Consider the following 21,263-nt stretch of genomic DNA (forward strand, 5'->3'; position numbering starts at 1 on the left):
CCCCCAACCTGCTGCCTGCACGGACAGTATAGAGACCGCGGGGCCCTCGCGTCCGCCCCTTTTCTTCGCCCGCCCGCCTCGCGCGACGGAGGCGCGGACGCATCGGGGAGGATCGGCGATGATCACCGTCCGCCGCTCGTCGGAACGCGGCCACTTCGACCACGGGTGGCTCGACACGCGCCACACGTTTTCGTTCGCGGCCTACCACGACTCGCGGCACATGGGGTTCCGCGCGCTGCGGGTGATCAACGAGGACCGCGTCGCGCCCGGGGAGGGCTTCCCCATCCATCCGCACGAGAACATGGAGATCGTCACCTACATCCTCGAGGGGGCGCTCCGGCACCGCGACACCCTCGGCGCCGGCGCGGTGATCCGCCGCGGCGAGGCGCAGCGGATGAGCGCCGGGACCGGCGTCATGCACAGCGAGTTCAACGCCTCGTCGGCCGAGCCGGTTCATTTTCTGCAAATCTGGATCCTGCCCGCGGTCCTTGGAATCGCGCCGTCGTACGAGCAGCGCGCCTTCGATCTCGAGGCGCGCCGCGGCGTCCTCGTGCCGATCGCCGCGCCGGACGCCGCCGAGGGGGCGCTGACGATCCACCAGGACGCGCGCCTCTTCGCCGCCCTCCTCGCGCCCGGGGACGAGGTCTCGCGCCCGCTCGCGCCGGGACGCGGCGCGTGGATCCAGGTCGCGTCGGGCGAGCTGGAGCTCATCCCCGGCGGGACCGCGCTCTCGGCCGGCGACGGAGCGGCGATCGAAGACGAACCGATGATCGCGGTCCGCGCCCTCGAGGACGCGGAGTTCCTGTTGTTCGATCTGGCCTGAAGCGCGCGGCGACCTTCGACCGCACGGCGAAGCCGGCGCGTTCGGCGAGGGACGGAAGGGCCGCAGGCCGGCGTTCCGTCAGAAGTTCAGCTTCGTCGTGTAGACGACCTCGAAGCGCAGGAAGTAGCCGCCGTCGGTCCCCGCGTAGAAGTCGCCAGGATTCAGGCTCTCGTAGAGCGCGTGCCCCTTCCAGCGCGAATTCAGCGTGTAGTCCGCGCGCACCTGCCACAGGTTCCCGCGGTCCTTTCCGGTCCCGAAGATCGCCGACGGCGCCGCCGGCGCCTCGAAGGCGTTCATCTTGTAGTAGGCGCCGCGCAGCAGCAGGTTCTTGACCGGCGTGATCAGGAACTCGGCCTGCCACATCCCGGTGTTCGTCCAGTAGGCCGGCCCGCCCTTCTCCGGCACCTGCGTGTAGATGTACAGCTCGCTGTACTTCGGCCAGCGCGAGAACAGCGGATCCCAGCCCTCGATCTTGCCGGTCGTCGGGTCGTCGCCCGACATCGCGACGTAGCCGAGCTGGATCGACGGCTTCATCGGGTTGTCGAACACCTTCTTGACGTAGGCGTAGCCGCCCCAGGCGCGGATGTCCTGCTCGGCCAGTTCGCGCGCGGGGTTGGCGTCCTGCGTTCCCCACTGGTAGGCGAACTCGCCCGTCGCCGACCAGCCGTCGCCGAGCAGCCGCACGACGCGGCCGCCGAGGGTGTTGATCTTCCGGTCCGGCTGGAAGAACGCCGACGTCTTGGCCCGGATGTCGTCCTTCTCGGTCTTGTGGAAGAAGTACCCTTCGATCGCGGTCTTGGCGAGGCTCTTGTCGGTGTAGTAGAGGCCGAGCGCCTGCTCGTCCCACTCGTTGAGCCCCTTCGGTCCGTACGCCGACTCGTTGAAGCGCGGCAGGTAGGTGTCGCGGCGCGGATCGGAGATCGCCATGAACTCCAAGGTCGACTTCGGCGCGAGCTTGCAGCTGACGTCGAGGGCGTTGAAGTAGGCGGTGCGGGAGCCGTCGAGCGAGCTGCCGTCGAAGATGACGAAACCCTCGCCGCGCATCAGGTTCTGCCGCCCGAGCCGCGCCGAGAGCTTGTCGGTGAACTTGTAGTCGAGGTACGCCGTCTCGAAGACCGCCTCGTCCCACTTGAACTCGGTGTCGGGCCGCGTCGCCTTCTTGCTCTCGCTGTTCAGCCCGACCATCACCTCGGCCTTCGAGCCGAAGTTGATCTTCGACCACACGCGGGTGCGGAACCGATACTGGGTCTTGGAGTCGTAGGTCGCGCTGTCGTGGTCGGTGATGTTGTCCCACGCCTCGCTGCGGACGCGTTCCTCGACGCCGAACTCGACCTTCGTCCCGGAGGCCGGCGCGGCGGCCGGCGGAGCGGTCTGCGCGAACGCCGCCGGCGACGCGAGCGCCATCGCCAACACGACTGCGGTCTTTCCCGTCATCTGATCGCTCCTGCCCTCGAACGGCCGGCGCGCCGGCGCCCGCGATTGGAACGGCGTGTTGCGCCCGACGCAGCGGATCAGGCCCTCTTCCTCGACCAGCTTCTTCCTGCCGGCCAGGTCTTCCTTCGTCGGCGCGACTTGGTCGGCGAACTCCTGCTCCCGCAGCATCCGGCGGCGTTTCGACTCGCCCAAACGACGGCACGGCGGCAGGTCGATCACTTCGAGCCCGCCACGCGCCCCGCGCGGCCGCCGCAGTTGATTCTAACCGCGACGGGGCTGGATCTCCCAAAGGCCTCCGCCGAGCGGCGCGATCCCCGAGACGAACCTCGCCGTCCGCGCGACCGGCGCGGTCTTCCGCGATCCCCGCGGCGTCTTCACCGCGCGGCGCGAGGCGCCGCTCGCCTACCATCCCGAGGACGTGCGCCTCAAATGGATCGCCGCGCCCTGCGCGTCATGGCGGGGTGAGCGCCCGGCGCTTCGGCCGCAGCAGCGGGCGCAGCGCGACGAGTCCGGCGAGCGGCCCGAGCGCCAGCGGCAGCAGCAGGAAGCGGGTCGGAAGGAGCGGCGCGAGTTCGTTGAGCAGCTCGATGCTGGCGATCGTCACGCCGAAGCCGACGGCGTTCATCAGCGTCAGCGTCGTGCCGACCAGTTCGCGCGGCGCGTGCGCCGCGGCCAGCGCCGAATACTGCGGCGAATCGGCGACGACCGCGGCGCCCCACAGCAGCAGGAACGGCGCGACGACGAGCGGACCGCGCGCCAGCGCGATCGGCGAGACGACGCAGCAGGCGCCCGACGCGGCGAGGCTCCAGATGGCGACGCGCGCGCTGCCTAGGCAGCGGGTCGCGACGGCGCCGACGCCGCAGCCCAGCGCCCCCGCGGCGACGACGACGAACGAGCGCGACGGCACGTCCGCCGCCGCCGTTCCGGCGCTCTGGGCGACGACGACCGGCACGAACGCCCAGAAGGCGTAGAGCTCCCACATGTGCCCGAAGTAGCCGAACGCCGCGGCGCGGACGCCGGCCGCGCTCAACTCCGCGGGGCGCACGAAGAGCCGCTTGGGCCGCGCCGCGCCGGCCGCGGTCGGCTCTCCGGCGAACGCGCCGACCGCCGCGCCGCCGGCCATCGCCAGCGCCGAGACGGCGGCGACGACGGCCTCCCACGGCAGGTCGGCGCCGAGCGCGCGCAGTCCGTGCGGAAGCGCCGTGCCGAGCACGAGCGCCGCGACGAGCCAGCCCATCGCGTGCCCGCGGTCCTCGCCGAACCGCTCGTCGGCGATCTTCAGCGCGACCGGGTATACCCCCGCCAGCGCGATCCCCGTGACGAAGCGGACGGCGACAAGCTGCGCGAGCGAGCCGGCCGCGAGGAGCGCGAGGTTCGCGCCGCCCGCCGCGACGCCGCAGCAGAGGAACAGCCGCCGGGACGGGAAGCGGTCGGCGAGGCCGAGCGCGGCGAAGAGCAGCGTGCCGACGATGAAGCCGACCTGCACGGCGGAGGTCGCGTGCCCCAGCGCGCTCGGCGCGAGCCCCCACGCGCGCCGCAGGTCCTCCATGACCGCGTTCGTCGCGAACCAGGGCGACGTCCCCGCGAACTCCGCGGCGACCAGCACGACCAGCAGGCGGCGCGTCCCCTTCCCCACCGCGCGAGCCTACCATCGCTTCGCGGCCGCGGCGCCGCGGACGTCGGCGTGATCGAGAGTCGCGCGGCGAGGATCGTCGGCGCGCGAGGCGCAGGTCGCGGACGGGCGCCGCCGCGTCGGGATAGACTTCCAGCGGCCGCCGGGCCGGCCCGGGAGAATCGCGCCGCCTTCGCTCGCGGAGTCCGTCGGCGGCCCCGCCCGGCGTCCGTCGGCGCCCCGCGGAGCGACGACGCCGAGGAGACTCGCGGATCATGGCCGTGCTGGTCGTCTTCTCCGGACTACCGGGAACCGGGAAGTCCTCGATCGCGCGCGCCGTGGCCGCGCGCAGCGGCGCCGTCTGGCTCCGCATCGATTCGATCGAGCAGGCGATCAGGGACGCCGACCCCGCGCGGGGAACGTTGAACGACGCCGGCTACAGGGCGGCGTTCGCCGCGGCGGAGGACAACCTGCGGCTCGGCCGGGACGTCGTCGGCGACTCCGTCAATCCTTGGATGCGGACGCGCGACGCGTGGAGGGACGTCGGCCTGCGCGCCGGCGCGGCGGTTCTCGAGGTGGAAACCGTTTGCTCCGACCTCGAAGAACACCGCCGCCGCGTCGAGACGCGGACGAGCGACGTGCCGGGCCTCGTCCTTCCCGATTGGCGGGCGGTGATCGAACGGGACTACCACCCGTGGAAGCGCCGCCCGCTGGTTCTCGACACGGCGGCCCTCGGCGTCCCCGCCTGCGTGGACGTCGTCGTCGCGGCGATGGCCCGACTTCGCCGATAGCGCTCGGGCGGCGCGGACCTCCACGTCGCCGGCGGCGCCTCGCGCGTCGGCGCGCGACGGCCGCGAGCCCGGCGCCGGGCAGAGACTCGACAAATCGCGGTCGCGCCGGCGAGACGCTTCGCGCCCCGATCCGCAACTTCTCGACGACTGTTTAGGTTGAATGGTCGGGGCGGCCGGATTTGAACCGGCGACCACTTGCACCCCAAGCAAGTGCGCTACCAGGCTGCGCCACGCCCCGACACTGTTCCGGCCGCGGAAGCGGCCGCGACTGCTGTTTCAAGACCGCGGGATTCTAGCACCACTCCGTTGCGCGTGCGATCAACGTTCGCCTCGCGCGGAAAGGCGCGGCGAAAGCCGTCCTCGCGCCGTCCGCCTCGCGCGGCGAGCGCCGCGAAAGCCGTCTTCGCGCCGCGCATCCGCGACCGCGCGCGGTCAGTTGCGCGGTCCGCCCCACAGGTCGTCGCGCGCCGCGTCTTCCCCGGCGTCGCCGCCGTCGAGCGCCTCGTTCGCCAGTTCGTCGAACGCGTCGAGCACCGGCGCGTCCGCGGACGCCGCGGCCTCGCCTTCCGCCGCGCCGTCTTCGACCGACGCGTCCGCGGGCGCTTCTTCGTCGGCGGTCTCGGGCGCCTCGGGCTCGGGCGGTCGCGCCGCCGCCTCGACGAGCGTCGCGACCAACTCCTCCGTCGCCGCGCCGACCGCCGCGAGACGTTCGAGCGCGAAGGCGATGTCCGACTTGACGCGCCGCCGCAGCTCGTCGCGTTCCTTTTCCGCCTCGGCCAACAGCGCCTCGAGCGTCGCGCCGCTCTCCTCCGCGTCGCGCGCCCGCTCGATCGCGTGGGCGTGCTCGTTCTCCAACGCCGCCGCGCGCGCCTCGAGCTCCTCGATCCGCTCCAGCGCCGCGTCCCGCTCCGCGCGCAGCCCCTCGGCCTCGCGCCGCGCCGCGGGGAGCGCCGCCGCGTCGGCGGCGACCGCCTCGTTGCGGCCGCGCAGCGCCAGCAGCGACTTCTCCAGTTCGCCCAAGCGGGCCTGCAGCGGCGCGACGTGCGCCGCGCGCCCCTCCGCGTCCGCGCGCCCGGCCTTCTCCTCGGCCAGCGCCGCGGCGAGCCGGTCCCGTTCTTCGGTGGCGCGGTCGAACTCCGCGGTCCGCTCGCCCAGCTCCGCGGTCAGCCGCTCGGCCTCGGCCTCCAGCTTCGCCGCCCGCGCCGCCGGCTCCTCCAGCGCCTCGCGCGCCTTCTCGCTCGCCGCGAGCCGCGCCTCGAGGTCCGTCCGCTCGGCCTCGGCTTCCGCCGCGAGCCGCGCCGTCTCGGCCTCCAGCGCCGCGTTCGCCTCGCGCAGCGGACCGGCCTCGTCCCAGGAGCGGTGCAGTTCCTCCTGCAGGTTGACGATCCGCGTCTGCTGCGTCTCGAGCTCCGCGCGCAGCCCGGCGACCGCGTCCGCCTGCTCCTCGCGCGCCCGCGCCAGCGCGAGATCCAGCTCCTCGATCCGCGCCTCGGCCTCGGCCAGCTCCTGCGCCTCGTCCGACTTGCGGCCGGTCTCCAGCGGCTTCAGCCGCTCGACCTCGCGTTCGAGCTCGTGGATCCGCGCGCCGGCCTCGACGAGTTCGCCGCGGGCCGCGGCGGCGTCGGCCAGCGCCGCGTCGAGACGCCGCTGCGCCTCGCCCAGCTCCGGCCCGCCTTCCGCGCACGACGCCTCGCGCTCGTCGGCCTCGCGCCGCGCGCTCTCGGCCTCCTCCCGCGACGCGGCCGCCTCGCCGCGCGCCGTCTCGAGTTCCTCGCGCCCGGCGGCGATCTCCATCCGCGCCGCCTCGGCCTCGTCGCGCGCCGCGGCGAGCTCCGACTTCAGCCGCTCCACCTCGGCGCGGGCGCGTTCGAGCGTCTTCCCCGACATCGTCAGCTTCTGCTCGAGGAGCGTCTTCTCCGCCACGGCGGCGTCGAGGGCGCGGGCCTGCTCGTCGTCGCGCGGATCAGGTTCGCGCGGCTCGGCGGGCGTCCGCTCGAACGGCAGCGCCGGCGGCTCCTTCTCCGGGAACTGCCGTTCCAGCGCGGCGCGCGCGTCCTGCAGGCTCAGCCCCTCCTCCTCGATCAGGCGGCGGATTTCCTTGGTGATCTCGACCTCGACCGGGCCGTAGTTCCGCTTGGCCCCGATCCTCTTGCCGAGCTGCGGAAACTCCGCCTCCCAGAACTTGAGGACGTACGGCTGGATGTCGAGTTCGGCGCAGACGTCGGCCGGACGGCGGGCGGGCTTCTCTTCGTTGCTGCGGACGGCCACGGCGTGATCCTCTCCGTTGCTCGGTGCTGAGGCAGATTCTAGCCCGAGCCGCGCGGAGGCGGCTGCGGGGAGTTGCGTTCGTGCGGGGCGCGACCGGCTCGCCGGCGCGAACGACGCCGGATCAGGGCCCTTCGGCCGAGCGGCGGCGAGGCGCCGGGGGCTGCGCGGCGAGGACGAAGCGGAACTCCTCCTCGAGGAACGCGCGGATCTCGAACCCCGAGGGGAGCTTCAGCGCGGCCGCGAGCGAGCGCGCGGCGTCCTCGGCCGAGGCGGCGCGGAGGGCGGTCCGCACCTTCGGCAGCGCCAGCGGGTTGCACGAGAACTCCCGCAGCCCCAGCCCGAGCAGCGTCAGCGCGCCGAGCGGGTCGCTGGCCATCTCGCCGCAGAGCGCGACCGGAATCCCCGCCGCGCGGCCGGCGGCGATCGTGCGCTCGAGCATCCGCAGCACGCCGGGGTGCCACGGGTCGTAGAGGTACGACACGCGCCGGTTGCCGCGGTCGCAGGCCACGGTGTACTGGATCAGGTCGTTGGTGCCGATCGAGAAGAAGTCCGCCTCGCGCGCCAGGTGGTCGGAGACCATCGCCGCGGCGGGGATCTCGATCATCGCGCCGAGCGGCACCTTGGCGTGGAAGACGAGCCCTTCCGCCTCCAGCGTCGCGCGCGTCTCCTCGATGAACGCCCGCACCTGCCGCCACTCCTCGACGCCGGAGATCATCGGCACGAGGATCGAGACGTTGCCGTACTCCGCGGCGACGCGCAGCAGGCCGCGCACCTGCGGGCGGAAGATGTCGGGGCGCGAGAGGCAGAAGCGGACCGCGCGCAGCCCGAGGACCGGGTTCGCCTCGCCCGCCTCGAGCACCTGGTGGAAGTACTTCTCGCCGCCGAGGTCGAGCGTGCGGATCACGACCTGCCGCGGCCCCGCCGCCTCGGCGATCCGCCGGTAGGCGTCGTAGTGGTCGGCCTCGTCCGGCACGTTCGGGGCGACGGAGAGGAAGAGGAACTCCGAGCGGTAGAGGCCGACGCCGTGGGCGCCGATCCGCGCCACGGTGGCCATCTCCTCGGGGAACTCGATGTTGGCGAGGAGGCGCGTCGCCGCGCCGTCCTGCGTCTCGACCGGCCCGTCGGCGCCGCGCGTCCCCTGCCCGTACTCCCGCCACGCCTCGCGCTCGCGCCGGTAGGCGGCCGCGACGCCCGGCGTCGGGTGGAGGATCACGTTGCCGTGCAGGCCGTCCACGACCAGCGGCTCGCCGTCGCCGATCTTCGACGTCGCCCCCTCCACGCCGAGCACGGCGGGGATCTCGAGCGCGTTGGCGAGGATCGCGGTGTGCGAGGTCGGGCCGCCCGCCTCGGTCACGAACCCGACGATCCGCGGCTGGTGCAGCCAGATGGCGTCGGACGGCGAGAGCGAGTGGGCGACGATGATCGTGTCTTCGGAGAGGTCGAGCTCGCGCGCGTGCCGGTTCGCGCCGCCGCCGAGGACGCGCAGCAGCCGGTCCAGCACGTCCTTCACGTCGAGACCGCGCTCGCGCAGCACGGGGTCCTCGACCTGCTGCAGCGCCGCGACCATCTTCCCCGCGCTGGCGGCGAGCGCCCACTCGGCGTTCATCCGCTGGTCGCGGATCTTCGTCATCACGTCGCGCCGCAGCTTGCGGTCCTCGAGGATCGCGAGGTGGGCGTCGAAGATCGCCGCGTACTGCGCGCCGACCGACGTCGCCGTCTGCTCGCGCAGCGCGTGGATCTCCTCCGCGCAGGTGCGGCGCGCCTGCCAGTAGCGGCGCAGCTCCGCGCGCGCGGCGCCGGGAGCGAGCTGGTAGCGCGGAACGGCGACTTCCCAGCGGCCGACGACGAGCGCCTTGCCGAGCGCGATCCCCGCGGAGACGGCGGTTCCCTTCAGCGCGGGCACGTCAGCGCTCCTCTCCGAACCGCCCGCCGACGAGCTGCGCCAGCGCTTCCAGCGCCTCGCCCGCGTCCGGCCCGTTCGCGAGGAGCGTGAGCTGCGTTCCGCGCGGCGCGGCGAGCGTCAGCAGCCCGAGGATCGACTTCCCGTCGACGCAGTCGCCGCCGCGCACGATCTCGATGTTCGCGCGGTAGCGCGAGGCGAGGTCGACGAACTTCGCCGCCGCCCGCGCGTGCAGCCCGAGCTGATTGACGATCATGACGTTCCGCTCGGCCACCGCCCTCAGCCCTCCTGCTTGCCGGCGAGGATCTCGCCGGCGACGGTGATCGCGCCGCGGCCCCGCGCCGCCAGCATCCGGGCGGTCTCGGCCAGGTCCTTCTGCTCGCGCAGGTTGGTGAACTTGATGACCATCGGCAGGTTGACGCCGGTGACGACCTCGACCTTCCCCGGCTCGAGGAACGTCAGCGCGACGTTGGTCGGCGTGCCGCCGAACATGTCGGTCGCGATGATCACGCCGTCGCCTTGGTCGAGCGCCTCCAGCGACTCCTGGATCTTCCGCCGGCTGTCGCCGACGTCGCTGTCCCAGTCGATCGCCAAGCCGGCGATCGCGCCCGGCTGGGCGACGATCCGCCGCGCCGCCGCCACGAGCTCCGCGGCGAGGCCGCCGTGCGTTACGACCAAGAGGCCGATCATTCGGTCATCCTTTCACCCGCTCCGCCTCGCGTTCGACGTCGCGGTGGGTGACGGTCACGGGGAAGCCCGACTGCGCGAGGAACCGCCCCAGCCGCTCGGCGACCGCCACCGAGCGGTGCCGCCCGCCGGTGCAGCCGACGCCGATGGTCAGGTAGCTCTTCCCTTCGGCGACGAACCGCGGCATGACGAAGGCGAGGAGCCCCTCCGTCAGCGACAGATACTGCCCGTAATCGGGCTGCGCTTCCAGATAGCGGTTGATCTCCGCCCCCCGGCCGTCCTTGCCGCGCAGCTCCGGCACGAAGAACGGGTTGGGGAGGAAGCGCACGTCGAAGAGCATGTCGGCGTCCTTCGGCGGGCCGTACTTGAAGCCGAACGAGACGATGTGGCAGTTGAGCGAGAGGAGCAGCGAGGCCCCGGAGAGGGCTTCCTGCACCACGCGGCGCAGCTCGTGCGGCGTCATGTCGTCCGAGGCGACGACGCGGTCGGCCACCTGGCGCAGCGGCGCGAGCAGCTTCCGCTCCGCGGCGATCGCCGCGGCCAGCGGGAGGCCCCGCTCCTGCGCCAGCGGGTGCGGGCGGCGGCTCTCCGAGAAGCGGCGGACCAGCGTGTCCTCGCGCGCCTCGAAGAAGATCACCGTGAGCTGGACGTCCGTCCGCTCGCGCAGCCGCGCCAGCAACTCGGGGAACGGCTCGAGGTGCCGGCCCTCCCGCACGTCCACGACCATCGCGCCGGACGGCTCGCTCCCCTCGCCGCGCGCCAAAAGGTCGATGAACGACTCGGTCAGCGGCACGGGGAGGTTGTCCACCGCGAAGTGCCCCATGTCCTCGAGGCAGCGCAGGGCGAGCGTCTTCCCCGAACCGGAGAGGCCGGTGATCACCACGACGTGGGTCATGGACGCGGCTCCTCGTCCCCGCCTTCGGGCGGGGCGAGCCGGGAGGCGAGCCGCCGCTGCAGGTCGCGCGACGCGTCGTGGCCGCGCAGCAGCAGCAGCTGGCGGCGCGCCGCGATCTCGACGAGGACGGCCAGGTTTCGTCCCGGGGCGACGGGGATCTCGACCAGCGGGAGCGACTGCCCGAGCACCGGCCAGAGCTTCCGGTCCGAGCCGAGGCGGTCGCACGGCGCGCTCTCCGAACGGAAGAGGCGGACGACCATCTCCACCGCCTTCTCGTCGCGCACGGCGCCGACGCCGAACATCTCGCGGACGTTGACGATGCCGAGGCCGCGCACCTCCATCACGTGGCGCGTCAGCTCCGGCGCGGCGCCGAAGAGCGTGTCCTCGACCAGCCGGATGTCCACGGCGTCGTCGGCGACCATGCGGTGGCCGCGCGTCACGAGTTCGAGCGCCGACTCGCTCTTGCCCAGCCCCGAGTCGCCGACGATCAGGACGCCGAGCCCGTAGAGGTCCATCAGCGTGCCGTGGACCCGCACCCGCGGGGCCATGCGCATCGCGAGGTAGTGGGTGCCGAGCTCCATCACCTGCGCGGCGGTCGCCTCGGTGAAGAGGATCGGCACGCCGGCGCGGCGCGCCTCGGCGAGCAGCGGCTCGGGCGCCTCGAGCCCCGAGACGAGGAGCAGCGCCGGCACGGCGGGATCGCAGAGCCGCGCGCAGATGCCGGCCGCGCGCTCGGGACCGATCTCCTCGAGGAAGCGGAGCTCGCTGCGGCCGATGACCTGCAGCCGATCGACGTGGTAGTACTGGAAGAGGCCGGTCAGGACGAGGCCGGGCTTCTGGATCGCGACGCTGCGGATCGCGCGGTCCAGCCGGTCGCCGCCGCAGAGCGCGCTGACCGCGAACCGCGGCGCGAGCGCGGCGATGAACTCCTGCAGAGTCGGTGCTTCCCGCTCGTCGGCGCGCGCGCTCACTTGGCCCAAAGCCCCTTGATGGACGGACTGTCGTCTGACCGCTGGATCGCCCTCTCTATGCTAGTTTCCGCGCTTCAAATGTGTCAAGCCGCTGGTGTATCCTGACCGTACCTTGACGGGCGGTCTTCCGCCCCTAGCGCACGGCTATGCTTTCGCCCTCGCGCTTAAGGCGTCAGAGGGAGGAGATCGAAATATGAGCCAAAAGATCGTGCACATCGTAGGGACCGGCACCATCGGCGAACCGCTCATCGGCCTTCTCGTCGCGTTCAAGGACCAGCTCGGCATCGACGAAGTCACGTTCCACAAGCGCACCCCGCTGCTGACCGACCGCTCCAAGGTCGCCAACCTGATCCGCCGCGGCGCGCGCTTCGTCACCGACTCCAAAGCCTTCGACGCCTTCCGCGAGATCGGCCTCCATCCCGAACTCGAAACGCACGAGGCTCTCGACCGCGCGTCGGTCGTCATCGACTGCACTCCATCCGGCGTCGGCTCCCAGAACAAGGTCGACTACTACGAACGCTTCAAGCACAACACCCTCGGCTTCATCGCCCAGGGGTCGGAGTTCGGCTTCGGCAAGCCGTACGCGCGCGGGATCAACGACGCCGCGCTCGACCGCGACGCCGACCAGTTCCTGCAGGTCGTCTCCTGCAACACGCACAACGTGTCGGTCCTCGTGCACGCCATCGCGCTCGCCGACGGCGGCCCGTCGAACCTCGTCAACGGGCGCTTCGTCTGCATCCGCCGCGCCAACGACATCTCGCAGGACGGCTCCTACGTCCCCGCGCCGGAAGTCGGCAGCCACAAGGACAAGAAGTTCGGCACGCACCACGCCCGCGACGCCTGGCACCTCTTCCAGACGCTGGGCTACGACCTCAACCTCTTCAGCTCGGCGCTGAAGATCAACTCCCAGTACATGCACACGATCTGGTTCTCGCTGACGCTGAAGAACAAGTGCACCGTGGAGGACGTCATCCAGCGGCTGCGCGCCAACGACCGGATCGCCATGACCCACAAGAAGTCGGCCAACTCCGTCTTCTCGTTCGGGCGCGACCACGGCCACTTCGGCCGCATCCTCAACCAGACGGTCATCATCGAGCAGACGATCGCCGTCCGCGAGACCGAGAGCGGCTGGGAAGTCGTCGGCTTCTGCTTCACCCCGCAGGACGGCAACCCGCTCCTCTCCTCGGTCGCCGCGACCTGCTGGTACTTGGACAAGGAAACGTACGACAAGCGGGTCCAGTGCCTCGGGCCGTACTTCTTCCCCGAGGTCTGAGCCCTTTCCGGGCGTTCGGAGAGCCCCCGCCGCGCGGCCCGCGGCGGGGGCTCTTCTTCGATGCGCGCGCCCGGGTCATAAACGGAAAGCGCCCCGCAAGCGGGGCGCTTTCCAACGAATCCGAACTTCGGCGCGCTCAGTCGAGCCGGCGCAGGATGATCGTCGCGTTGGTGCCGCCGAAGCCGAAGCTGTTCGACATCGCGGCCCGCAGCGGGACCTCGATCCCCTTGTTGGGCACGAACCGCTCCGCGGCGAGGCCGATCCCCTTCTCGGGGTCGGCGATCTCCGGATCGATCTCGTCGAGGTTGGCGGTCGGCGGGATCTTGCCGCTCTCGAGCGCGAGGGCGGTCACGACCGCCTCGAGCCCGCCCGCCGCGCCGAGCAGGTGCCCGGTCATCGACTTGGTCGAGGAGACGTAGAGCCGGTCGGCCGCGGCCCCGAAGGCCCGCCGCACGGCGCGCGCCTCGATCACGTCCCCCGTCGGGGTGGACGTGCCGTGGGCGTTGACGTAGTCGATCTCTTCGGGCTGCATGCCCGCGTCGCGCAGCGCGGCCCGCATCACGCGGACCATGCCGTCGCCGTCCTCGCACGGCGCCGTCATGTGGTAGGCGTCGCCGCTCATGCCGAAGCCGGCGAGTTCGCAGTAGATGTGGGCCCCGCGGGCCTTGGCGCGTTCGAGCTCCTCGACGACGACCAACCCGGCGCCTTCGCCCATCACGAAGCCGTCCCGGTTCTTGTCGAACGGCCGCGAGGAACGCTCCGGCTCGTCGTTGCGCGTCGAGAGGGCGCGCAGCGCGCAGAAGCCGCCCACGGCGAGCGGCGTGATCACCGCCTCGGCGCCGCCGGCGACGACGACGTCCGCGTCCCCGTGCTGGATCAGCCGGAGCGCCTCGCCGATCGCGTGGTTGCCCGTAGCGCAGGCGGTCACGGTGGCGCAGTTCGGCCCCTTGAGGCCGTGGGCGATCGCCACCATTCCGCTGGCCATGTTGATGATCATGCCGGGAATGAAGAACGGGGAAATCCGGCCGGGGCCGCGCTCGAGGAGGATCTTGTGCTGCGCCTCGAGGAGCGACAGCCCCCCGATCCCGGAGCCGATGACGACGCCGATCCGCTCGCGGTCCTCGGCCTCGAGGTCGAGCCGCGAGTCGTCGATCGCTTGCTTGGCGGCCGCCATGGCGAAGTGGAGGAAGCGGTCGACCTTCTTGACGTCGCGCGCCTCCATCCACTGCTCGGGGTCGAAGCCGCGCACCTCGCCGGCGATCTTGGAGGAGAACTTCCCGGCGTCGAAGAGCGTGATCGGCCCGATGCCCGAGCGCCCGTCCATCAACGCGGCGAAGGTGGCCGCGGCGTCCAGCCCCAAGGGCGAGATCGCCGCGAGCCCCGTCACCGCGACCCGGCGCGCCGTCTTGATCTCGGCGGCGGGCACGGCTCAGCCTTGGTGGGACGCGATGAACTCGACCGCGTTGCCCACGGTCTTGATCTTCTCGGCCTCTTCGTCCGAGATCTCGATGCCGAACTCTTCCTCGAGGGCCATCACCAACTCGACGATCTCCAGCGAGTCGGCGCCCAGGTCGTCCTGGAACGACTTCTCCAGCGTCACGGCCGAGGGATCGAGCTTGAAGCTCTTGGCGATGATGTCGACGACCTTGCCCTGGATCTCTTCGCGAGAAGCCATCTGTGTTGCCTCCAATGAGGGCGTCCCTTCGGGCGCCCGGAAGTCACATGTCCATGCCGCCGTTCACGTCGAGGACCTCGCCGGTGACGTACGCCGCCATGTCGGACAGCAGGAACGCCACGGACGCGGCGATGTCTTCGGGACGCCCCAAGCGGCCCAACGGAACCAGGCCCAGCAACTTGCCGCGCTGCTCCTCCGACAGCGCGCGGGTCATGTCCGTCTCCACGTACCCCGGAGCGACCGCGTTCACGGTCACGTTCCGGGACCCGAGTTCGCGGGCCAACGAGCGCACGAACCCGAGAATCCCCGCCTTCGACGCGGCGTAGTTGGTCTGCCCGGCGTTGCCCATCCGGGCCACGACGCTCGAGATGGCCACGATCCGCCCGAAGCGGTTGCGGATCATACCCGGAGCGAGCGCCCTTGTCACCACGAACGCCCCGGTGAGGTTGGCGTCGAGGACGGCGTTCCAGTCCGCCAGCGGCATCCGCATCAGCAGGCCGTCCTTGGTCATCCCGGCGTTCAGCACGACCAGCGGCACGCCGCCGTCGTCCTTCGTCTCCTTGGCCAGCGCCTCCAACCGCGCGAGGGCTTCGGCCGGCTGCGAGAGGTCGAGCGCGATCCCGCGCGCCTTCCCGCCCTCGGCCGCCGCGATCTCCGCCGCGACGCGCGCCGCGGACTCCTCGCTCCGCCCGGTCAGCACGACTTCGGCGCCCGAGCGGACGAGCGTCTCCGCGACCGCGCGGCCGATGCCGCGCGTCCCGCCGGTGACGAGCGCCCGCTTGCCGGCGAGCCCCGGCCAGCGCATCCCTTCGCTCACGCCGTCTCCTTCGCCGCCGCCTCGCCTTCCGCGGCGAGGCGCGCGATCGTCTTCTCGAGGTCTTCCGGCTCGAAGAACGGCGCGACCTTCAGCCGGTCGTTGATCCGCCGCGAGAGCCCCGTCAGGACGCGTCCGGGGCCGATCTCGACCCCCATCGTCGCCGCGTGGTCCTCCTCGAGCTTGCGGCTCCCCTCGACCCAGCGGACCGGCGCCGCGACCTGCTTGATCAGCCGCTCGCGCGAGGCCTCGCCCCCCATCACCGGCTGGGCGTCCACGTTGGCGACGATCGGGAAGCGCCCTTCGTGGAACTCGACGCCGGCGAGGAAGTTCGCCAGCCGCTCCGCGGCGGGGCGCATCAGCGGGCTGTGGAAGGGGGCGGACACGGGGAGCGGCACGCAGCGCTTCGCGCCGCGTCCCGGAGCGAGCTGCATGAACCGCTCGACCGCGCCTGCCGAGCCGGCGATGACGATCTGGTCGGGGGCGTTGAAGTTCGCGGGAACGAGGACTTCGTCCCCCGCCGCCTCGCGGCAGAGTTCTTCCACCGCCGCGGCGTCGAGGCCGATGATCGCCGCCATCGCGCCTTCGCCCGGCGGGACGGCGTCCTGCATCGCGTCGCCGCGCAGCCGCACGGCCCGCAGCGCGTCCTCGAGCTTCAGCACGCCCGCGGCGGTCAGGGCCGAGTACTCGCCCAGGCTGTGCCCGGCGCCGACGATCGGCTGCGGCACGCGCTTCTCGAGCACGCGCCACGCCGCGATCGACACCGTGAGCAGCGCCGGCTGCGTGTTCCGCGTGAGGCGCAGGTCGCTGTCCGGCCCCTCGAAGATCAGCTTCGAGAGCGGCTCGCCCAGCACCTCGTCCGCGGTGCGAAAGACCTCCGCCGCCTCGGGCCACGTTTCGGCCAAGGCGCGCCCCATCCCCACAGTCTGGCTCCCCTGCCCGGGGAACAAGGCCGCCCAACGCGTTCCTCCGCTCATCGGGCAACTCCCGTCGCCGGCGCCCCAACCCCGGCCGCGGCCGCGGCCGCGGCGAACTCGCCGGCAATTTGTTCGATCATTCCCCCCGCCACCACGGCCTCGCACACGCGCAGCGCGTTGGCCGTGGCCTTCGCCGAGGAACGGCCGTGCGCGACGACCGCCGCGCGCGCCAAACCCAAGAGAGGCACGCCCCCGACCTCGGCGTAGTCGAGGCGCCGCCACTGCGGGCGCATCACGCTCCGCAACCACGCCGCGAGCGGCAGCCGCCACGGGCGGCGCGTCAACTCGCTGCGCAGCATTCCGCCGACCGTCTCGGCGACCCCCTCCGCGACCTTCAGCGCGACGTTGCCGACGAAGCCGTCGCAGACGACGACGTCGGCGCGCCCCGACAGAAGGCTGTTCCCTTCGATGTTCCCGACGAACTCGAGCGAGGAGGCGCGCAGCAGCTCCGCCGCCTCGCGCCCGACCTCGTTCCCCTTCGAGTCTTCCTCGCCGACGCTGAGCAAGGCGACCTTCGGCGAGGGAACGCCGAAGACGCGGCGGCAGTAGTGCGAGCCCATCACCGCGAACTGGCGCAGGTGCTCCGCCTTGCAGGCGAGGTTGGCGCCGGCGTCGACGATGATCACCCGGCCGCCGTCGAGCCGCGGCAGCGGCGCCGGCAGCGCCGGCCGGTCCACGCCGCGGATCACGCCGAGGACCGTCTTGCAGATCGCCATCATCGCGCCGGTGTGGCCGGCGGAGACGAAGCCGGCCGCCTTGCCGTCGCGCACCAGACGCGCGCCGACGTGCAGCGACGAATCGCGCTTGCTGCGGACCGCGGCGATGTGGTCCTCGAAGCCGATGACTTCCGACGCCTCGACGATCTCGACCGGCGCGTCGCCGGCCTTCGCCGCGGACAGTTCCGGCTCGATCGCCTCGCGGCGTCCGACGAGGAGGACGCGCCGCCCCGTCTCGCGCGCGAAGGCGACGCCGCCGCGCACGATCTCCGCCGGCGCGTAGTCCCCGCCCATCGCGTCGAGCGCGAGCGCGCGCTCCACGCCGGGGACGACGGACGCCGACGTCTCAGTCATGACGCCGCGCGCCCCGGTGCGGCATGCGGCCGCCGCCGGGGGCGCCTTCTGCGATCCGCGGTTTCATCGAGTGGTCGAGGTCAGCCGTTCTGCTCGGTCTCGACGACTTCGCGCCCCTTGTAGTAGCCGCAGGAGGGGCAGACGCGGTGCGGGAGCTTGAGCTCCTGGCAGTTGGGGCAACGGGACAGCGACGGCGTGGCCAGCGCGTCGTGGGCGCGGCGCTTGTCGCGCCGGGCCTTGGAATGACGCCGCTTGGGATTGGGCATTTACGATCTCCCTGCGGAGGGGTCTTCCCCCGTCCGCTTCTTAACCAGTGCGTCCTTCAACCGCGCGAGCCCCTCGAAGCGCTCGTCGCCGCCGACCGAAGTGCAGCGGCACGCCTCGCGGTTCAGGTCCGCGCCGCAGCCGGGGCAAAGCCCGCGGCAGTCGTCGCGGCAAAGCACGCGCAGCGGCAGAGCCAAGTCCACCTGCTCCCGGGCGACCTCCGCGAGGTCCACGACCGGCCCGTCGAGCGGGAAAAGATCCACCGCGTCGGGGTCGTCGTCCGGGATCGGCTCGACCACCGCCTCGTCCTCCGCTTCCGCCGGCGGCGGAACGAGGAAGAGGCGGAACCGTTCCCCGAGGGAGAGTTCGACCGGCGCGAGGCAGCGGGAGCAGCGAAGCTTCGCGACCGTCTCGAACTCGGCCGCGAACTCGATCCCTCGCCGGGTCGGGCGAAGCGTCCCGACCAGCCGCACGGGGCCGCATTCAACATCGTCCCCTTCGTAGGCGAAAGGCGGGACGGCGACGACGCGGTCCAGTTCGACCCCTCGTGGGTCCAAATCGCTGAGGTCAAACAGCATGGTTCCCCTCGAGGCGCGCGGATTATAGCAGCGCCGCACCCCGGGGCAAACCGGCCCCCAGGGCGGCGGCCAAGCGGCGGACCTGCGCGACGTAGGCCCGCGTTTCAGGATAGTCCGGAATCCCCCCCGCGCGCCGGACCGCGTCCTCGCCCGCGTTGTAGGCCGCCAACGCGAGATCGAGCCGTTCCCCCGAGGCGTCGAGCAGGCGGCGCAGGAAGCGCGCCCCGGCGGAGATGTTCTCCTCCGCGTCCCAGACGTCCCGCACGGCGAGGGTGCGCGCCGTCGCCGGCATCAGTTGCATCACGCCACGGGCGCCCTTGCGGCTGACGGCGAAGCGGTCGAAGCGGGACTCGACGAGCGCCATGGCGGTCAGCACGGCCGGATCGACGCGGCAGGCGCGGGACGCCTTTTCGATCGCCGCGGCGTGGGCGCCGGCCCGGTCGCGCCAGGTCGGCGCGGGCGGCCCGACCGGCTCCGCGGCGGCGGGCGGACCGTCCGCCGGCTCGGGGGGCGGGACGTACTCGTCCACGGCGAGGACCGACGCCCGCGCCACTTCGGCCCGTCCCCCGCCCCGCAGGGTGAGTTCGGCCGACTCGCCGGCGAAGGCGACCTCCTCGACGACGAGCGTGCGGAAGTCGCGGAACGTCACCCGTTGCGCGGCGCGCGCCTCCCCGCCCGCCGCGGCCAGCGCGGCGAGGGCGAGAGGGAGTAGCGCGAGGGGCGGGATCCGCATCGCGCCTCAGGATACGCGATCGAACCCGCGGTCGAGCGCCGAGAGGTCGATCCGCAGCGAAATCACGCGGCCGTGCGGGCAGTGCGACGGGGCGGCGCAGGCGTCGAGGCCGCGCAGGATGTAGTCGAGCTTCTCCAGCGGCAGCGGCATCCCCTTCCGCACGGCCGAATGGCAGGCGACCGTGGCCAGAAGGTGCTGGAAGAGATCGACCGCCCCGGCGCGGTCCTCCTCGGCCAGACGCGCCAGGACGGCGCGGAACTCGTCCTCGCCGACGCCGCGGCCGAGGATCGACGGGGCCTCCCGCAGGACGACCGTCGTCGGGCCGAACGGCTCGGCCGAAAACCCGATCCGCGTCAGCTCCGCCGCGCGCCGCCCGACCAACTCCGCCGCGGCCGGGCCGACCTCGAGGGTCAGCGGGAAGAGCAGCCGCTGCCGCGGCAGCGGCCCGCCGTCGAACTGCGCCAGCAGCCGCTCGTAGATCATCCGCTCGTGGGCCACGTGCTGGTCCACGACAAGAAGCCCCTTCTCGTCCTGGGCCACGATGTAGCAGTTCCGGTACTGGGCGAGGGCGCGGACCCGCGGCGGCGCGGCGGCCGCGCCCGGCCCGCCGGCCGACGCGACGCCCGCGTCCCAAGCCGCGGCGGCCTCGCCGTCGCGGAGCGCCGTTCCGCCCGCTCCCGAGACACCGGCGGGTCCGTCTTCGCCGGGCGCCGTCCCGCCCGATCCGGCGAAGGCGGCGGGCGCCCACCCGGCGGCGAAGACGCCCTGCGCCGACCCGTCGGGTCCGCCGTCGGCCGAAGGCGGCGCGCTCCAGCGTCCCCCGCCGAAGTAGGGAATGGACGCGCGGCGCCCCAGCGCCTTCGCCAGGGCGTCGAGGATCGCGGCGCGGATCTCCGAGGGGCGCCGGAAGCGGACCTCCGACTTCGCGGGATGGACGTTGACGTCCACCTCGTGCGGCGGCAGCTCGAGATAGAGCGCGACGACCGGGAAGCGGCCCGGGGGCAGCAGGTCGCGGTAGGCGTCGTTGACAGCCCGCATCAACACCGGGTCGCGCACCGGGCGGCGGTTGACGAAGAGATGGACGCCGTCCCGCGTCGGGCGATGGACGTCGGTCCGCCCCGCCCACGCCCGCACGACGATCTCGCCCCGGTCGTGCTCGACCGGGGTGAGTCCCTCGGCCCAGCGCCCGCCGAGGACGTCGGCGAGGCGCGCCCCGGGGTCGGCCGCCGGCGGCGCGGCGAGCAGATCCCGCCCCTTCTGGCGCAGCTTGAAGCCGACCTCGAAGCGGGCCAGGGCGGCCCGCTGCGCGGCGGCGAGGCAATGCTCCAGTTCCGTCCCCGGCGCCTTGAGGAACTTGCGCCGGGCGGGGATGCCGGCGAAGAGGCCGCGCACCGCGACGGTCGTGCCGGGGGCGCGCGAGGCCGGCCCTTCCTCCAGCCGCTCGCCCCGCTCGACGACGACGCGCGAGCCGGCGTCGCCGCCGCGCGGCCAGGTCACCAGCTCGACGCGCGCCACGGCCCCGATCGCCGCCAGCGCCTCGCCGCGGAAGCCGAGCGTCCGCACGGCGTCGAGGTCGGCGCCGTCCTGGATCTTGCTCGTCGCGTGCCGGGCGAAGGCGAGCGCGGCGTCCTCGGGCGCCATCCCCGAGCCGTCGTCGGCGACCGAGACGAGGTCGATCCCCCCCGTCTCCAGGTCGACGTCGATCCGTCCCGCCCCCGCGTCGAGGGCGTTGTCGATCAGTTCGCGGACGACCGCCGCCGGCCGCTCGACGACCTCGCCCGCGGCGATCCGGTCGGCGAGGGCGGGCGGCAGGACGTGAATCCGGCCCATGGGACGCCTCCACGAAATGAGGTTATCCTCGACCGTCCGTCGAGCCAACCGCGCCTCCGGCGCGCAACGTTCCGGGCCGGCAAACCGAACCGTTCCCTTTCGTAAACTAGGCCAATTGGGCACGAAGGGGGTTCGTCGCGCCAAAGTGGCGCGCGCCGGAGTCGGTTTCCGGCGGTTTCGGGCCGTTTTCGCTGGCACCTCACTTGCATAAAGAGGGGCAACCCCCTTTTCCATAGCGAGGACACGAGATGTACATCCCTTGGCTGCTCAAAGAGAAGTCGCTCGACGATTTCGTCGATCACGACGGCGAAACGCGCCTGTCCCAGCTGATGGAAGATCCCGGCACGGCTCGGCCGGAAGAGGACGTGTACAAGAAGGAGCTGGTCCAGATCACCCGTCAGGCGCTCGAAGAGCTGCCGGAACGGGAGCGTCTGATCCTCCTCAAGCGGTTCGGCGTCATGGGCAACGACGAGATGACTCTCGAAGAGATCGGCAAGATCTTGGGCCTGTCGCGCGAACGCGTCCGCCAGCTGGAAAAGGAAGCCAAGATGAAGCTCCGCGAGCGGCTGGGCACCCTCCGCACGCAGCTTCAGCTCAACCTTGGCTGAGCCCCCCCACAATTGAAGACCGCAAGGCCCGCCGTCCGGCGGGCCTTTTCATTTCGCCCC

21 protein-coding genes, 1 tRNA gene and 1 pseudogene are annotated in these 21,263 nt (G+C 72.4%); 5 read left to right on the top strand and 18 right to left on the bottom strand.

Annotation, left to right across the window (positions count from 1 at the left end; genetic code table 11):
• Positions 1-118 precede the first annotated feature (118 nt).
• On the top strand, positions 119-823 hold the full coding sequence (locus LLG88_06705) for a pirin family protein (GenBank protein ID MCE5246596.1): 705 nt from the start codon (positions 119-121) through the stop codon (positions 821-823).
• 78 nt (positions 824-901) lie between these two features.
• On the opposite strand, the gene LLG88_06710 is transcribed toward LLG88_06705, so the two are convergent.
• Positions 902-2,425: an alginate export family protein gene (locus LLG88_06710; protein ID MCE5246597.1), complete on the bottom strand. Its 1,524-nt coding sequence runs from the start codon at positions 2,423-2,425 to the stop codon at positions 902-904.
• Positions 2,426-2,567: 142 nt separating this feature from the next.
• On the opposite strand from LLG88_06710, the pseudogene LLG88_06715 reads away from it, so the two are divergent.
• Positions 2,568-2,726 (top strand): annotated as a pseudogene (locus tag LLG88_06715) (DUF4037 domain-containing protein).
• Here the strand turns inward: LLG88_06715 and LLG88_06720 are convergent.
• The gene (locus tag LLG88_06720) at positions 2,709-3,893 is read right to left on the bottom strand and encodes an MFS transporter (GenBank protein ID MCE5246598.1); all 1,185 of its coding nucleotides are present in this window, start codon (positions 3,891-3,893) and stop codon (positions 2,709-2,711) included. The pseudogene LLG88_06715 and the gene LLG88_06720 sit on opposite strands and share 18 nt — an antisense overlap.
• 257 nt (positions 3,894-4,150) lie before the next feature.
• Here LLG88_06720 and LLG88_06725 point away from each other — a divergent pair, with 257 nt between their 5' ends.
• On the top strand, positions 4,151-4,660 hold the full coding sequence (locus LLG88_06725; GenBank protein ID MCE5246599.1) for an ATP-binding protein: 510 nt from the start codon (positions 4,151-4,153) through the stop codon (positions 4,658-4,660).
• Positions 4,661-4,821: 161 nt separating this feature from the next.
• Here the strand turns inward: LLG88_06725 and LLG88_06730 are convergent.
• From LLG88_06730 to hprK, 7 genes are all read right to left on the bottom strand, one after another.
• Positions 4,822-4,898, bottom strand: a tRNA-Pro gene (locus LLG88_06730).
• 194 nt (positions 4,899-5,092) lie between these two features.
• Entirely contained in the window at positions 5,093-6,928 is a 1,836-nt protein-coding gene (locus LLG88_06735; GenBank protein MCE5246600.1) for a MerR family transcriptional regulator, read from the bottom strand.
• 121 nt (positions 6,929-7,049) lie between these two features.
• The gene (ptsP, locus tag LLG88_06740; protein ID MCE5246601.1) at positions 7,050-8,831 is read right to left on the bottom strand and encodes a phosphoenolpyruvate--protein phosphotransferase; all 1,782 of its coding nucleotides are present in this window, start codon (positions 8,829-8,831) and stop codon (positions 7,050-7,052) included.
• Between the two features lies 1 nt (position 8,832).
• On the bottom strand, positions 8,833-9,102 hold the full coding sequence (locus LLG88_06745; protein ID MCE5246602.1) for an HPr family phosphocarrier protein: 270 nt from the start codon (positions 9,100-9,102) through the stop codon (positions 8,833-8,835).
• A 5-nt stretch (positions 9,103-9,107) separates the two neighbouring features.
• Entirely contained in the window at positions 9,108-9,518 is a 411-nt protein-coding gene (locus LLG88_06750) for a PTS fructose transporter subunit IIA (GenBank protein ID MCE5246603.1), read from the bottom strand.
• Between the two features lie 4 nt (positions 9,519-9,522).
• On the bottom strand, positions 9,523-10,410 hold the full coding sequence (rapZ, locus tag LLG88_06755) for an RNase adapter RapZ (protein ID MCE5246604.1): 888 nt from the start codon (positions 10,408-10,410) through the stop codon (positions 9,523-9,525).
• A complete protein-coding gene (hprK, locus tag LLG88_06760; GenBank protein MCE5246605.1) occupies positions 10,407-11,381 on the bottom strand; it encodes an HPr(Ser) kinase/phosphatase in 975 nt (324 codons plus the stop codon). The genes rapZ and hprK overlap by 4 nt, the downstream gene beginning before the upstream one ends.
• A 193-nt stretch (positions 11,382-11,574) precedes the next feature.
• On the opposite strand from hprK, the gene LLG88_06765 reads away from it, so the two are divergent.
• Positions 11,575-12,654: a hypothetical protein gene (locus tag LLG88_06765; protein MCE5246606.1), complete on the top strand. Its 1,080-nt coding sequence runs from the start codon at positions 11,575-11,577 to the stop codon at positions 12,652-12,654.
• Between the two features lie 136 nt (positions 12,655-12,790).
• Here LLG88_06765 and fabF read toward each other — a convergent pair whose 3' ends face one another.
• The 9 genes from fabF to mutL form a co-directional block, all read right to left on the bottom strand.
• Positions 12,791-14,080, bottom strand: a complete 1,290-nt coding sequence (gene fabF / locus LLG88_06770) for a beta-ketoacyl-ACP synthase II (GenBank protein MCE5246607.1) — start codon at positions 14,078-14,080, stop codon at positions 12,791-12,793.
• A gap of 3 nt (positions 14,081-14,083) precedes the next feature.
• The gene (acpP, locus tag LLG88_06775; protein MCE5246608.1) at positions 14,084-14,329 is read right to left on the bottom strand and encodes an acyl carrier protein; all 246 of its coding nucleotides are present in this window, start codon (positions 14,327-14,329) and stop codon (positions 14,084-14,086) included.
• Positions 14,330-14,372: 43 nt separating this feature from the next.
• The gene (gene fabG, locus LLG88_06780; GenBank protein ID MCE5246609.1) at positions 14,373-15,134 is read right to left on the bottom strand and encodes a 3-oxoacyl-[acyl-carrier-protein] reductase; all 762 of its coding nucleotides are present in this window, start codon (positions 15,132-15,134) and stop codon (positions 14,373-14,375) included.
• Positions 15,135-15,142: 8 nt separating this feature from the next.
• Positions 15,143-16,120 (bottom strand): ACP S-malonyltransferase, encoded by a 978-nt coding sequence (fabD, locus tag LLG88_06785; protein ID MCE5246610.1) that lies wholly within the window; start codon positions 16,118-16,120, stop codon positions 15,143-15,145.
• On the bottom strand, positions 16,117-17,190 hold the full coding sequence (plsX, locus tag LLG88_06790) for a phosphate acyltransferase PlsX (GenBank protein MCE5246611.1): 1,074 nt from the start codon (positions 17,188-17,190) through the stop codon (positions 16,117-16,119). Before plsX ends, fabD begins: the two co-directional genes overlap by 4 nt.
• 80 nt (positions 17,191-17,270) lie before the next feature.
• Positions 17,271-17,456 (bottom strand): 50S ribosomal protein L32, encoded by a 186-nt coding sequence (gene rpmF / locus LLG88_06795; GenBank protein MCE5246612.1) that lies wholly within the window; start codon positions 17,454-17,456, stop codon positions 17,271-17,273.
• Positions 17,457-18,032, bottom strand: a complete 576-nt coding sequence (locus tag LLG88_06800) for a DUF177 domain-containing protein (GenBank protein MCE5246613.1) — start codon at positions 18,030-18,032, stop codon at positions 17,457-17,459. It lies immediately after the preceding gene.
• Between the two features lie 22 nt (positions 18,033-18,054).
• Positions 18,055-18,765 carry a lytic transglycosylase domain-containing protein gene (locus LLG88_06805; GenBank protein ID MCE5246614.1) on the bottom strand — a complete coding sequence of 237 codons (711 nt, stop codon included), beginning with the start codon at positions 18,763-18,765 and terminating at the stop codon, positions 18,055-18,057.
• A 6-nt stretch (positions 18,766-18,771) separates the two neighbouring features.
• Positions 18,772-20,595, bottom strand: coding sequence for a DNA mismatch repair endonuclease MutL (gene mutL / locus LLG88_06810; protein ID MCE5246615.1), 1,824 nt, complete (start codon positions 20,593-20,595; stop codon positions 18,772-18,774).
• Between the two features lie 248 nt (positions 20,596-20,843).
• Here mutL and LLG88_06815 point away from each other — a divergent pair, with 248 nt between their 5' ends.
• The gene (locus tag LLG88_06815) at positions 20,844-21,203 is read left to right on the top strand and encodes a sigma-70 family RNA polymerase sigma factor (protein ID MCE5246616.1); all 360 of its coding nucleotides are present in this window, start codon (positions 20,844-20,846) and stop codon (positions 21,201-21,203) included.
• Positions 21,204-21,263 lie beyond the last annotated feature (60 nt).

The sequence above is a fragment of the bacterium genome (genome assembly GCA_021372775.1).
Taxonomy (GTDB): Bacteria; Acidobacteriota; Polarisedimenticolia; order J045; family J045; genus JAJFTU01.